The 13,998-nt window shown below is 39.4% G+C and carries 11 protein-coding genes and 1 rRNA gene; 5 read left to right on the plus strand and 7 right to left on the minus strand.

Annotated features, from left to right (window positions below; translation table 11 throughout):
- The 7 genes from EP737_RS14070 to dnaA all read right to left on the minus strand — a co-directional run.
- A 16S ribosomal RNA gene (locus tag EP737_RS14070) occupies positions 1-71 on the minus strand; the annotation flags it as partial.
- Between the two features lie 357 nt (positions 72-428).
- On the minus strand, positions 429-2,885 hold the full coding sequence (gene gyrA, locus EP737_RS14075) for a DNA gyrase subunit A (protein WP_129728613.1): 2,457 nt from the start codon (positions 2,883-2,885) through the stop codon (positions 429-431).
- Between the two features lie 76 nt (positions 2,886-2,961).
- Positions 2,962-4,884 (minus strand): DNA topoisomerase (ATP-hydrolyzing) subunit B, encoded by a 1,923-nt coding sequence (gene gyrB, locus EP737_RS14080; RefSeq protein ID WP_129728614.1) that lies wholly within the window; start codon positions 4,882-4,884, stop codon positions 2,962-2,964.
- Between the two features lie 50 nt (positions 4,885-4,934).
- Positions 4,935-6,047, minus strand: a complete 1,113-nt coding sequence (gene recF, locus EP737_RS14085; RefSeq protein ID WP_129728615.1) for a DNA replication/repair protein RecF — start codon at positions 6,045-6,047, stop codon at positions 4,935-4,937.
- Positions 6,048-6,062: 15 nt separating this feature from the next.
- Complete coding sequence (gene yaaA, locus EP737_RS14090) at positions 6,063-6,275, minus strand: S4 domain-containing protein YaaA (protein ID WP_129728616.1); 213 nt, start codon at positions 6,273-6,275, stop codon at positions 6,063-6,065.
- Positions 6,276-6,674: 399 nt separating this feature from the next.
- Entirely contained in the window at positions 6,675-7,820 is a 1,146-nt protein-coding gene (dnaN, locus tag EP737_RS14095; protein ID WP_129728617.1) for a DNA polymerase III subunit beta, read from the minus strand.
- 178 nt (positions 7,821-7,998) lie between these two features.
- On the minus strand, positions 7,999-9,348 hold the full coding sequence (gene dnaA / locus EP737_RS14100; protein WP_129728618.1) for a chromosomal replication initiator protein DnaA: 1,350 nt from the start codon (positions 9,346-9,348) through the stop codon (positions 7,999-8,001).
- A 567-nt stretch (positions 9,349-9,915) separates the two neighbouring features.
- Between dnaA and rpmH the strand changes: the two genes are divergently transcribed.
- The 5 genes from rpmH to mnmE all read left to right on the plus strand — a co-directional run bounded on the left by rpmH (position 9,916) and on the right by mnmE (position 13,979).
- Positions 9,916-10,050 (plus strand): 50S ribosomal protein L34, encoded by a 135-nt coding sequence (rpmH, locus tag EP737_RS14105; protein ID WP_129728619.1) that lies wholly within the window; start codon positions 9,916-9,918, stop codon positions 10,048-10,050.
- Positions 10,051-10,125: 75 nt separating this feature from the next.
- The gene (gene rnpA / locus EP737_RS14110) at positions 10,126-10,488 is read left to right on the plus strand and encodes a ribonuclease P protein component (RefSeq protein ID WP_129728620.1); all 363 of its coding nucleotides are present in this window, start codon (positions 10,126-10,128) and stop codon (positions 10,486-10,488) included.
- Positions 10,489-10,522: 34 nt separating this feature from the next.
- On the plus strand, positions 10,523-11,287 hold the full coding sequence (gene spoIIIJ / locus EP737_RS14115; RefSeq protein WP_129728621.1) for a YidC family membrane integrase SpoIIIJ: 765 nt from the start codon (positions 10,523-10,525) through the stop codon (positions 11,285-11,287).
- A 53-nt stretch (positions 11,288-11,340) separates the two neighbouring features.
- The gene (gene jag, locus EP737_RS14120) at positions 11,341-11,973 is read left to right on the plus strand and encodes an RNA-binding cell elongation regulator Jag/EloR (RefSeq protein WP_379947750.1); all 633 of its coding nucleotides are present in this window, start codon (positions 11,341-11,343) and stop codon (positions 11,971-11,973) included.
- Between the two features lie 629 nt (positions 11,974-12,602).
- A complete protein-coding gene (mnmE, locus tag EP737_RS14125; RefSeq protein ID WP_129728623.1) occupies positions 12,603-13,979 on the plus strand; it encodes a tRNA uridine-5-carboxymethylaminomethyl(34) synthesis GTPase MnmE in 1,377 nt (458 codons plus the stop codon).
- The last annotated feature ends 19 nt before the right edge of the window (positions 13,980-13,998 follow it).

Raw genomic sequence — 13,998 nt, forward strand, 5'->3', positions numbered from 1 at the left:
CCTCGCTCGACTTGCATGTATTAGGCACGCCGCCAGCGTTCATCCTGAGCCAGGATCAAACTCTCCATAAAAGTGTTTGTCTAGCTTTTAAATAAAACATTGACGTTTCTTGTTTTGTTTAGTTTTCAAAGTTCATGTGTCACCGTAGCGACTTGTATAATATATCATGTGCTTTCATAACCGTCAACACTATAAATACATTTTTCTTTAAAAAACTTTATTCTTTTAAAGAAAACTCGCCGATTGGCGAGCCCTGTCCTTGGGCGAAGACAGAGGCGTAGTTGCACTTATACTTTATTCCTAACATTTCTCACTACGTCGAATTGTCTTCTAGCTAGAAATTTATACCGTAATTAGAATACAAAAAAGGAGCTGCAAAGAATACCGCCTTCACAACTCCTTTTTATCTCTAACCTTGTCTACCTGTGTTACTCTTCTATCTCATCTTCTATCTCATCTTCACGCTGTGCCTTTGCTACTGTAGCTACTTCCTGCTCTCCTTCTAACCGAATGAGGCGAACCCCCTGTGTATTACGGCCCATTTGTGAAATTTGATCAACAGGCATGCGGATTAACACACCAGCTGCCGTAATGAGCATAATATCCTCCTCGCCTTTTACAGACTTTACAGCTACAAGCCTTCCATTTTTGTCTGTAATATTGCAAGTTTTCAAGCCCTTTCCGCCCCTGCTTTGGATACGATATTCTTCTATTGAGGTTCTCTTACCATAACCATTCTTTGTCACAATGAGCACATCGGTATTCTCTTCTACGATCTCCATTCCTACCACTAGGTCATCCTCATCTAGCGTAATACCCTTTACGCCTGTTGCGCTACGACCCATGGAACGCACATCTTGCTCATGAAAACGAATAAGCATACCATTGCTTGTTCCAATAATAATATCCTTTTCTCCTGTCGTTAATCGTACAGAAATAAGTTCATCTTCTTCTCTAAGAGTAATTGCTATCAAACCATTATTCCGAATGTTTGCAAACGAAGATAGAGGTGTACGCTTTGCCAAGCCCTGCTTTGTCGCAAAGAATAGATAATCGTCATCTGTAAACTCACGAATTGGAATGATTGCATTTACCCACTCGCCTTTATCGACCCCTAGCAAATTAACAATCGGGATCCCCTTTGCCGTACGACTGTACTCTGGAATTTCATATCCTTTGGTCCGATACACTTTTCCTTTATTGGTAAAGAATAAAATATGATCGTGTGTTGATGTTGTTAAAAGATGCTCAACAAAATCATCTTCATTGGTTCCCATTCCTTGTACGCCTCTTCCTCCACGGTTTTGGCTTTTGTACGTAGAAGCAGGCAATCGCTTAACATACCCGTTATGAGTAAGTGTAATAACTACATTTTGTTCCGGAATCAAGTCCTCATCCTCAATAAACTCAAGGCCTCCTGGAACAATTTCAGTTCTTCTTTTATCGTTAAAGCGCTCTTTAATCTCCGTCAATTCCTCACGAATAATCTCTAGCACCTTTTCCTCATCAGCCAATATTGCTCTTAATTCTGCAATTAGTTTTACTAGTTCGGCATATTCCTGCTCGATCTTCTCACGTTCCAGTCCTGTTAATCTTTGCAAACGCATATCTAAAATAGCTTGTGCTTGCTTTTCACTTAAACCAAAGCGCTCCATTAGACCTTGTCGCGCCATCTCTGTTGTACGGGAGCTGCGGATTAATGCGATAACCTCGTCTAAATGATCTAATGCAATTCGGAGCCCCTCTAGAATATGCGCACGCGCTTCTGCCTTTTCTAATTCATAAGCAGTACGTCTTCTAATAACTACCTTTTGATGCTCCAAATAATAATATAAGCATTGTTTCAAGTTCAATACCTTTGGTTCACCGTCTACAAGAGACAGCATATTGATACCAAAGCTCGTTTGCAATGCTGTATGCTTGTACAAATTATTAAGCAATACATTAGCATTAGCATCACGACGAATTTCCATTACAATCCTCATGCCATTACGGTCAGATTCATCACGTAAATCTGTAATCCCATCTATTTTCTTCTCACGTACCAACTCTGCAATTTTTTCAATAAGCTTTGCTTTATTTACTTGGTACGGAAGCTCATTTACGATAATGGATTGCTTTCCATTCCCTCGATCTTCAATTTCTACTTTAGCTCGGATAATAACTGTACCGCGCCCAGTCTCATAAGCACGACGTATCCCACTCTTTCCAAGAATCTGACCAGCTGTAGGAAAATCTGGTCCCTGGATATACTCCATTAACTCCGGAATCGTTAAGTCTGGGTTCTTACTTAATGCCAACACACCATCAATAACTTCTCCTAACTGATGTGGTGGAATATTTGTCGCCATCCCTACGGCAATCCCTGTAGCACCATTAACAAGCAAGTTAGGGAAGCGAGCCGGAAGAACAACCGGTTCTCGCTCAGATCCATCATAATTATCTTGATAACTAATTGTATTTTTCGAAATATCCCGAAGCAATTCCATCGAAATTTTAGACATTCTTGCTTCTGTATAACGCATAGCAGCCGCAGCATCTCCATCCACGGAGCCGAAGTTTCCATGTCCATCTACTAGCATATAACGTTGGTTAAAATCCTGTGCCATACGAACCATTGTATCGTAAACCGCACTATCACCATGCGGATGGTACTTCCCGATTACTTCTCCAACAATACGAGCAGATTTCTTATGTGGCTTTTCTGCTACAATACCTAAATCATTCATCGCATATAAAATTCTTCGGTGAACCGGCTTCAAGCCGTCACGCACATCAGGTAAAGCACGTGATACAATAACACTCATGGCGTAATCTAAAAAAGATGTACGCATTTCCTGGCTAATATTTATCTCACGAATTCGGGCTTGTTGGTTCTCAGACATCAACCAGCACCTCCTCTAACATTTCCGAACATATAGTTATAATACAGAAGACAGGAATAACCATTCCTGTCGCTCCTTAAATATCGAGATTCTTCACGTATCTCGCATTTTCTTGAATAAAGTTACGGCGAGGCTCCACTTTATCGCCCATTAAAATCTCGAATGTTTCATCCGCTTCAATGGCATCCTGCATACTAACCTGCAGGAGTGAGCGGACTTCCGGATCCATTGTCGTTTCCCAAAGCTGCCCGGGATTCATCTCTCCAAGCCCTTTATAACGTTGGATGTTTGGCTTCTGTTGTCCTTGCAGCTCTGCCAGAACTTTTTCAAGCTCTCTTTCGTTGTATGCATATACAATTTTTTTACCTTGCTGTACCTTATATAAAGGCGGCTGTGCAATATAAACATAGCCATGCTCAATAATTTGACGCATATAACGATAGAAGAACGTTAATAATAGGGTACGAATATGAGCACCATCTACATCGGCATCTGTCATGATAATGATTTTCTGATAACGAGCCTTTCCAATATCAAAATCCTCACCAATTCCTGTTCCAATCGCTGTTACAATAGAACGAACCTCATTATTGGACAAAATTTTATCTAGTCGTGATTTCTCAACGTTAATAATTTTTCCTCTTAACGGTAAAATCGCTTGAAAATGCCGGTCACGTCCTTGCTTTGCAGAGCCGCCTGCAGAGTCGCCCTCTACAATATAGATTTCGCTAATGGCAGGGTCCTTAGAAGAACAGTCTGCTAATTTCCCAGGTAAGCTTGAAACTTCCAAGGCGTTTTTTCGTCTCGTTAATTCACGTGCTTTTTTTGCTGCAACACGAGCTCTTGCTGCCATCATGCCCTTTTCCACAATCTTACGAGCTACAGGCGGATTTTCCATTAAAAACTTTTCAAAGGTTTCAGCAAATACGGATTCTGTGATTGTTCTTGCTTCACTGTTTCCTAGCTTCGTCTTTGTCTGACCTTCAAATTGAGGGTCTGGGTGCTTAACAGATACAATAGCAGTCAAGCCTTCTCGCACATCTTCTCCAATTAGATTACTGTCACTATCTTTAATAACATTACTTTTTCTTGCATAATCATTCACCACACGTGTAAGAGCAGTCTTAAACCCAACTTCATGTGTACCGCCTTCATACGTATGAATATTGTTAGCAAAAGAGTAAATATTACTTGTATACCCTTCGTTATACTGTAAAGCAATTTCTATATAAATCCCTTGACGTGCTCCCTCTACATAAACCGGTTCTTCATGGATTACTTCTTTTGTACGGTTTAAATGCTCTACATATGAACGAATACCGCCCTCATAAAAGAACTCTTTCTTCCTTTTGTTTTCACGTTTATCTTCAATGATTAGCCTAATACCTCGATTTAAGAAGGCCAATTCACGCAAACGGTTGGCAAGTGTATCAAAGTCATATTCCGTGGTCTCAGTAAAAATTTCTGTATCTGGTTGAAAATGAATAGTTGTTCCAGTTCGGTCCGCTTCGCCGATCGCCTTTAAATCCTCAACAGGAACACCACGCTTAAATTGTTGATAATGTATTTTCCCTTCACGATAAACGTGCACCTCCAGCACAGAAGAAAGAGCATTTACAACAGATGCCCCTACACCATGCAACCCGCCGGACACTTTATAACCACCGCCGCCAAATTTCCCGCCTGCATGCAGTACAGTCATGATAACTTCAACTGCCGGGCGTCCCATTTTTTCCTGAATCCCGACAGGAATACCACGTCCATTATCTGCGACCGTGATACTGTTATTTTCTTCAATTGTAACTGTTACTTCATCACAGTAGCCTGCTAGCGCCTCATCAATACTATTATCCACAATTTCCCATACAAGATGGTGAAGCCCTTTTGCATTTGTTGAACCAATATACATGCCTGGACGCTTCCGAACAGCTTCTAATCCTTCTAGAACCTGAATTTGGCTCTCATCATACGTATTATTTTGCAATTGTTTTTGTTCCATTGTCACAAACATCACCTACTTTTCCATTTAACAGAAGCAACTCTGCGGGTCTAATCTTGAATTGTGCCATTTGTCACTTGAATTGTCTTGGCTTTCTTCAGCGTATCGTGCTCAATCCCTTCGACGCTCGTTGTTGTTACGAAAGTTTGCACCTTTCCCTGAATCGTGTTTAAGAGGTGAGATTGACGGTAATCATCCAACTCTGACAAAACATCGTCAAGCAGTAGAATCGGATACTCGTTCACTTCTGAATGAATTAATTCAATTTCGGCCAGTTTTAGGGAAAGTGCAGTTGTTCGTTGTTGTCCTTGCGAACCAAAGACTTGAACGTTTTTGTCATTAACGAAGAATTGCAAATCGTCACGATGAGGACCAATCAAGGTAGTGCCACGGAAGATTTCACGCTGCTTAATAGAATGAAAATTTTCATAGTATACTTCTTTTATTTTCGACAAATCTGTTGATTCTGATACATTTATGCTAGGCTGGTATATAATTCGCAAGTCCTCGAGTCCTCTACTAATGCCACGATGGATGGGGGCGGCCCAATCCTGCAGCAAACCCAAGAACTCAAATCGCTTTTGCAGAATCTTTGCTCCATGCTCAATTAACTGGAGAGTAAATACATCTAGCATTGCCTCATTTTTGCTTCCTTCACGCTGCAAAGCCTTTAACAGGTGATTCCGTTGTGTGAGCACCTTTTGGTATTGACTTAACTCGTAAAGGTAAACTGGTGCAATTTGTCCGAGTTCCATATCCAGAAAACGTCTCCGAACCTGAGGACTTCCTTTTACTAAATGCAGATCCTCTGGGGCGAACATTACAACATTCATCTCGCCAATATATTGACTAAGCTTCTGTTGCTCTAGATGATTCAATTTTGCTTTCTTACCCTTTTTGGAAATCATCAATTCTAGAGAAAGTGTGTTATTTCTCTTTCGTAGTGTTCCTTTTATTTTACCATACTCTGTATCCCAACGGATAAGTTCACGATCATTTGAGGTACGGTGCGACTTGGCCATTGCAAGAACATAAACGGCTTCCATAAGGTTAGTTTTTCCTTGCGCATTTTCTCCAATAATAACATTTACTTTATCTTCAAAAGAAATGTCGAGCATTTCATAATTTCGGTAATTTTTTAATGTTAACTCCTCAATATACAAAGGGTGCTCCCCCTTTTATCCCTTCACTTGAAATGAGCCGAAAGCAGGAATATTTACGACATCTCCTGAGAAGAGCTTTCTACCTCTCCGATTGTCTTCTTCGCCATTTACATGCACCTCATACTCCTGAAGAAACCACTTTGCAGCTCCACCAGTGTCAATCAAGTCAGCTAACTTCAGAAATTGTCCTAAAGTGATGTATTCTGTCGAAATTGAGACGATTTTCATAAGGATCACTCACTTCCTAAAAGTGTTCATTCTTTCATTGTACTAAATAATTGAGTGTTAGCAAAGCGGAATGATAAAAATAAGAACATCAGCAGGCATAATTCATTCTTTAATACTCGAATTATCTGCTGGGAATCTGTACGTTCTTAAAGTATAAAGAAAACTCGCTGACTGGTGAGCCTTGCTCTTGAGCGAAGATAGAGGCGTAGTTGCACTTACACTATATTCCTAAAACTTCCGACTACGTCAAATTCACTTCTAGCGGAAAATTTATACTTTCTTACAGTGCAAAAAAGGCGACCTGAAAGCAGAATACATTCTCCCTTTCAGATCACCCTCTACTACATTGAAATAAGCTGTAAGACTGCTGAATTCACCACGCCCCTTACTATAAGGGTCTCAATAGGTTCGAACAGGCAAAATAAGTTGGATAATTGAATCGTCGTTAGCAGTACGAATTAAAAATGGGCGCATCGCACCAGTAAAACTAATTTTAATCTCCGAGCTGTCTAATGCCTTTAAAGCATCCATCATATATTTTGCACTAAACGAGATTTTTAAATCTTCCCCCTCTATTTGCTCACACTGTACTTCTTCAACAACTTTTCCGATTTCTGGGGAATTAGAAGAAATCTCAATCATTCTTTGTTCCAAAGTAGAAAATCTCACAACATTGTTACGACCATCTCTAGCTAATAAAGATGCGCGGTCGATAGCTTGTAAAAATTCCTTCGTATTAACAAAAATATCGGTTTTGCTTTCCGTTGGAATAAGCCTTGAAGTATCAGGGTAACTCCCTTCTAATAGCCTAGAGAAGAAAAGCAGATGTTTTGTACGGAATAAAACTTGATAATCTGTGATTACAATATCTACTGCTTCTTCAGATTCATCTAAAATTTTGCTTAATTCGTTTAGGCTTTTTCCTGGAATAACAACGTTTGCCTTAAACTCCTCTGGAACGTTTCTTCCAGAAACCTTTGCCTTGCGCAAGGCAAGTCTATGACTATCTGTTGCAATGCAAACAAGCTCACTGTTATATACCTTCCAGTTTACACCTGTCAATATCGGTCGTGTTTCCGATGTTGACACAGCAAATACAGTTTGACGGATCATATGCTTAAGAAGATCTGTCGGAATTTGAAATACATGATGCTCCTCAATTTGAGGTAAAAGTGGATATTCCTCTGGGTCCAAGCCATTTAGGTTGAATTCAGATTTTCCAGATTTTATTTTTGTCATAAAATGACTTTCAACTTCAATTTCAACTGTTTCTCTCGGTAATTTTTTTACAATCTCACTGAAATATTTTGCTTGTAAAACAATGCTTCCTGCTTGATGAACTTCTACAATTTCTTTTCCATTCTCTTCAATGGGAATGAAGGACTCAATAGAAATATCAGAATCACTTCCCGTTAAGGAAACCCCTTCTTCATTTACCGAAATTTTAATTCCAGTGAGAATAGGGATTGTAGTTCGTAAAGATACAGCCTTCATAACTTCTTGTACACCTTTTACAAGATAATCCTTTTGAATAGAAAAACGCATGGGAAATCCCTCCTGTAATTCAGTATTAATTTTTATTCTATTTACTAAAGATAAAAAAATAGTAGTAATAGTAGTAGTGCTTGTGGATATGTGGATAAGTACCCCTAACGAAGGAAAAACAGCCTATCAACATGTGGATAGACTGTGCGTAAAAACAAAAAAGTTATACACATTATTCCTAATGATTTTTTAAGATCTCTTGAATTTCCTCTAGCTGTCTCTGCAGTTGTGCATCTGTTTTTGATAGTTTAGATATTTTCTCATGTGCATGAATAACAGTAGTATGGTCACGTCCGCCAAATTCTTCACCAATTTTCGGTAGTGAAGAATCTGTGAGTTCCCTTGAAAGATACATTGCAATTTGGCGCGGGAAAGCAACAGATTTTGTACGCTTTTTTGCTTTAAAATCTTCTAATTTCACTTGAAATAATTGTCCTACTGCCTTTTGAATTTCATGGATGGAAATAATCCTTGGTTTTGCATTCGGGATAATATGTTTCAAAGCCTCTGCGGCTAAATCAGCATTCATATCTTTATTGATGAGCGATGAATAAGCGACAACCCGGATAAGTGCTCCCTCTAACTCCCTGATATTGGAGTCGATTTGATTGGCAATATATAGCATCACTTCATTTGGGATATCAAGTCCTTCTGCCTTTGCCTTTTTGCGTAAAATAGCGATTCTTGTTTCCAAATCAGGCGGTGTGATATCCGTAATAAGCCCCCATTCAAAACGTGAGCGTAAACGATCCTCAAGTGTCGGAATTTCTTTTGGAGGCCGGTCACTAGAGATCACAATCTGTTTGCTTTCTTCATGCAAAGCATTAAAAGTATGGAAAAATTCTTCCTGGGTTTGTTCTTTTCCAGCTAAGAATTGAATATCGTCTATGAGAAGAACATCGACATTTCTATATTTATTACGAAAGTCGACAGCTTTGTTATCACGAATGGAATTAATAAATTCATTTGTGAACTTTTCGGAAGAAAGGTATACAACCTTTGCATTTGGATTATGCTCAATAACATAATGACCGATTGCATGCATCAAGTGTGTTTTACCAAGCCCTACGCCTCCATATATAAAAAGAGGATTATAGGCCTTCGCAGGGGCTTCAGCCACAGCAAGGGATGCTGCATGGGCAAAACGGTTTCCAGAACCAATGACAAATGTATCGAATGTATATTTTGGGTTTAGCATGCTTTGCGGAAAATGGTTTGGTTCATCCTGCAGCATCTTTGCCTTATGTGCGGGAGCATATTCAAATTCCTCTTCAGCTTGGCTTTGAGGAATAATAAAACGGATATCAAGCTCTTCCCCAGTTACATGATACACAGTTTCTGAAATCAAGTCAGAATAATGGGATTCCAACCAATCTCTTGCAAATTCATTTGGAGCAGTAATCGTGAATAAATGCTTTTTTAAGGAATAAGCCTTTGTGGATTTTAACCAAGTCTCAAAACTCGGCTTGCTTACCTTCTTCTCCAGTTCTTTTAAGGTCCGATTCCAAAGATCAGAGATGTTTTCCAATGTTGTCCCTCCTTTTGGACAGGGTAATTGCACAAAGATGTAGTTTGCACAACTTTTGTATAACACGAAAGTACAAGAATGCATATTTATACAAAGCTATTTAAAAGCTTAGAGTGTGCGCGGAGATAAGACGGGCTGTTTTCTACAAAACAGAAGGATGTGGATAAAAAGTTATACACATCCTTAAAAGATGTCCACAAGTTATACACAGACTGTGGATATCATTAATAAAAAGAAAAGTTATTCTAATTGAAAACAAAAATATAATATCAAAAATAAGCAGCAATAGCAATGAATTTTATAAAGTTATCCACAAAATCAATACGTTGTGGAATAAATTTTTCCACAACACGATATACTGTGTAAAACTATAAAGATAGATTGTGGATAGAAAAAACGAACAAAAAAATTATCCACAATGCAATAGAAATAATGTGAAAAAACCTGTGAATAGGGAAAATATGCATATAAGATGAAAATTTCAAGAAGCATTGACATTTCCACTAAGGATTAACTATAATTTATAGGACTGTCTGTAACAGTTATTCCTCAGGGAGGTGTTATAAAATGAAAAGAACGTTTCAACCAAATAAGCGTAAGCGCAGCAAAGTACATGGTTTCCGTGCGCGTATGAGCACTGCAAACGGCCGCAAAGTTCTAGCTGCTCGTCGTCGTAAAGGAAGAAAAGTATTATCTGCGTAGGCCACTGATCGTTCAGTGGTCTTTTTTCTAGCAGTGTAAAGGTTCCGCTTACGATATACAGGAGTGTTTAAGTAAATGAAGAAAATGAATCGTATAAAGAAGAATAAGGAATTTCAAACTGTTTTTCAGAAGGGGCAATCTAATGCGAACCGACAGTTTGTTTTATATCAGCTGGACAAGCCAGATCAGGAGTACTTTCGTATCGGTCTTTCTGTTAGCAAGAAGATTGGAAATGCGGTAGTACGAAATCGGATTAAGCGGATGATTCGTCAGGTGTTTACAGAATTAAAAGAGAAGATAGATTCTGGAAAAGATTTTGTTATAATAGCAAGGAAGCCCTGTGCAGAAATGACATATGAGGAATTTAAGAAAAGTCTACTTCACGTTTTGAATCGTTCCGGCATTCGAATTCAGAACACCGAAACGAAAATTAAGTAACTATAGATGTACATACTAGAAGGAGGAAAAGGCTGTGAAAAAGAAAATATGGTTCTTGCTGATGGTAATCGTACTTATAGCGGTTATCAGCGGCTGTTCCCAAGTCAATGAGCCGATTACGAAGGAAAGCACAGGAATTTGGAACCAATACGTCGTATATCCGCTCTCTTGGTTAATTACGTATGTTGCTAATTTGGCTGGGGCGAATTATGGTGTAGCTATTATTGTTGTTACGCTTATCATTCGATCTGCGTTGTTGCCTCTTATGATTAAGCAAACAAGAAGCACAAAAGCGATGCAGGCGTTGCAGCCCGAGATGACAAAGTTACGCGAAAAACATAGCTCGAAGGATCAAGCAACGCAACAAAAGCTTCAACAAGAGATGATGCAGCTGTATCAAAAGCATGGTGTAAACCCGATTGCAGGCTGTTTACCAATTTTTGTGCAAATGCCAATCTTGATCGGTTTTTATCATGCGATTATGCGAACTACTGAAATTAAGCAACATAGCTTTTTATGGTTTGACCTTGGGCATCCAGATCCAATTTATTTATTACCGCTGCTTGCCGGTGTGACAACATTCATCCAGCAGAAAATTTCAATGGTAGGGATGCCGGCAAATCCACAGATGTCTATGATGCTTTGGTTAATGCCTATTATGATTATTGTCTTTGCTATTAATTTCCCAGCAGCACTTTCTCTTTACTGGGTAGTGGGAAATATCTTTAGTATTGCTCAAACATATTTTATTAAAGGACCTGAAATCAAGAAGGCGAAAACAGGAGGAGCAAGCAAGTGAACGGTATTACTGCTAAAGGACAAACAGTCGAAGAGGCAGTTCAATCAGCACTGGTGCAGCTAGGAGTTTCTCGTGATCAGGTGGAAATTCGTATTTTAGATAAGGGCAGAAAAGGATTCCTGGGATTTCTCGGTTCTAGGCCTGCTATAGTTGAAGTGACTGTAAACAAGGCTTTGGATCTTATTGAAGAAGCTGTAGCTGTGAAAAGTGATCCGATTGAAGAAGTTGTAAGCGCACAAAAGGATCCAATCGAAGAGGCCGTAAGCTATGTAAAAGGTATCATTCGAGAGATGAACCTTGACGTTACTGTGGAAAAGTCAGTGAAGGGGAGAGAAGTCAAACTTACACTTTCAGGAGAGCAGGTAGCACTTCTTATCGGAAAAAGAGGCAGTACATTAAATGCAATTCAGTATTTAACGCAGCTTGTAGTAAATAGAAGTACGAAACAATATATAAATATCATGATTGACGCTGAGAACTATCGGGAGAAGAGGAGAGGGACACTTGAATCTCTTGCGCAGCGCTTAGCAAAGCAAGTCTTTAATACGAAGAAAAAGGTTATTTTAGAGCCAATGCCTTCTTTTGAAAGAAAAGTAATTCATCAGGCGCTCTCTCATCACCCTCATGTAATTACAACATCAGAAGGAGCAGAACCGCATCGGCATGTGGTGATTTCTCCTAAGTAGATAGGTATAAAGAAACCGGCAGCTCAATAGAGATTGCCGGTTTTCCTATTGTATTTTGCTATATACGCTAGCATGTATAGCAGGAATAAATTTTAACCAAAATATTCCTATCATAAGAAAAGCGGATAAGGGCCGCCTTTTATGGCAGCATAGGGGTGGACCAGAGTCTGCCATTTTGGGACTTGGGAGTTAGACATCGCCCCGAAAAGTTATACTTTCTTATCTTATAAAGAAAACTCGCCGATTGGCGAGCCATGCCCTTGGGCGAAGACAGAGGCGTAGTTGCACTTATACTGTGTACCTAAAATTTCCGGCCACGTCGAATTTACTTCCAGCTGGAAATTTATATTTTCTCACAGTGTAAAGAAAACTCGCCGATTGGCGAGCCATTAGGTAAAGACAGAGGTGTAATTGTACCTATACTGTATTCCTAAAATTTCTGGCTCCGCAGAATTTGCTTCTAGCTGGAAATTTACCCTTTCCTACAGTGTGAACAAGCTATATCTCTTTATAGAAAGAATAGACCGTCATTCTTTTTAAGCCCTATGTATTATGGTATGCTAAGAGTTTGATGAAGTAAAGTATCCTATGTTTAATATACAAATAAAAGATAAATGAGGTGGATGGACATGGAATTTGATACAATCGCAGCTATCTCTACTGCGCTTGGAGAAGGAGCTATTGCGATTGTCCGGGTGAGTGGAGAAGATGCAGTGGAGAAGGTAAACCGAATTTTTAAAGGAAAAGATTTAACAAAAGTGCCGTCACATACAATCCATTATGGAAACATAATTGTCCCGGATACAAATCAGATTATAGAGGAAGTAATGGTTTCTGTAATGAGAGCGCCGAGGACATTCACACGTGAGGACATTGTTGAAGTGAACTGTCATGGAGGTCTGGTGTCAGTTAATAAGGTGCTGCAGCTGATTTTAACACAAGGAGTACGTTTAGCAGAGCCTGGTGAATTTACGAAGCGGGCCTTCTTAAATGGACGTATCGATTTATCACAAGCAGAAGCAGTCATGGATCTAATCCGAGCAAAAACAGATCGTGCGATGAATGTTGCTATTGGTCAAATGGAGGGCCGGTTATCCAAGCTTATTAAGCGTTTGCGACAGGAATTGATTGAAACATTAGCTCATGTAGAGGTAAATATTGATTATCCAGAGTACGATGATGTAGAAGAAATGACACATTCTGTTCTTATAGAGAAGGCAGAACGAGTTAGGGATGAAATCCGTAAGCTTTTGCAAACCTCAAAGCAAGGGAAAATCCTGCGGGAAGGAATTGCGACTGTTATTATTGGACGTCCTAATGTTGGAAAGTCTTCCCTTCTAAATAGTCTTGTTCAAGAGAAGAAAGCAATTGTTACAGATATTGCAGGAACAACGAGGGATGTTATTGAAGAATATGTTAACGTGCGCGGTGTACCGCTTCGTCTTATCGATACCGCTGGTATTCGAGAAACAAAGGACGTTGTAGAGCAAATAGGTGTTGAGCGTTCAAAGGAAATGCTGCAGCGTGCTGATCTTGTTTTATTGGTGTTAAATTATAATGAACGTCTAACAGCAGCAGATAAAGAACTATTTGAAGCGGTCCAAGAAAAGGATACAATCGTAATTGTAAATAAAACCGATTTACCGCAAAAAATCGATTTGGATGAAGTGAAGATTTTAGCGGGCAATGCAAAAATGATCACAACCTCTCTTATTGAAGAGCAAGGTGTGGATGAGTTAGAAAGAGCAATTGCCGAGTTGTTTTTTGAAGGATCCCTCGAAGCGGGAGATATCACATATGTATCTAATGCTCGGCATATTGGGTTATTAGCACAGGCGGAGCGAACGATTGCAGATGCGATTGAAGCTGTTCATAATGGTATGCCCATTGATATGGTGCAAATTGATTTAACGAGAACCTGGGAGATACTTGGTGAAGTAACAGGAGAAACTATACATGAAAGCTTGCTCGATCAATTATTCTCTCAGTTTTGTCTTGGAAAGTAATGCAATGAAGGAGGAATGA

This window comes from Ectobacillus funiculus, assembly GCF_004138295.1.
GTDB classification, from domain to species: Bacteria; Bacillota; Bacilli; order Bacillales; family Bacillaceae_G; genus Ectobacillus; species Ectobacillus funiculus.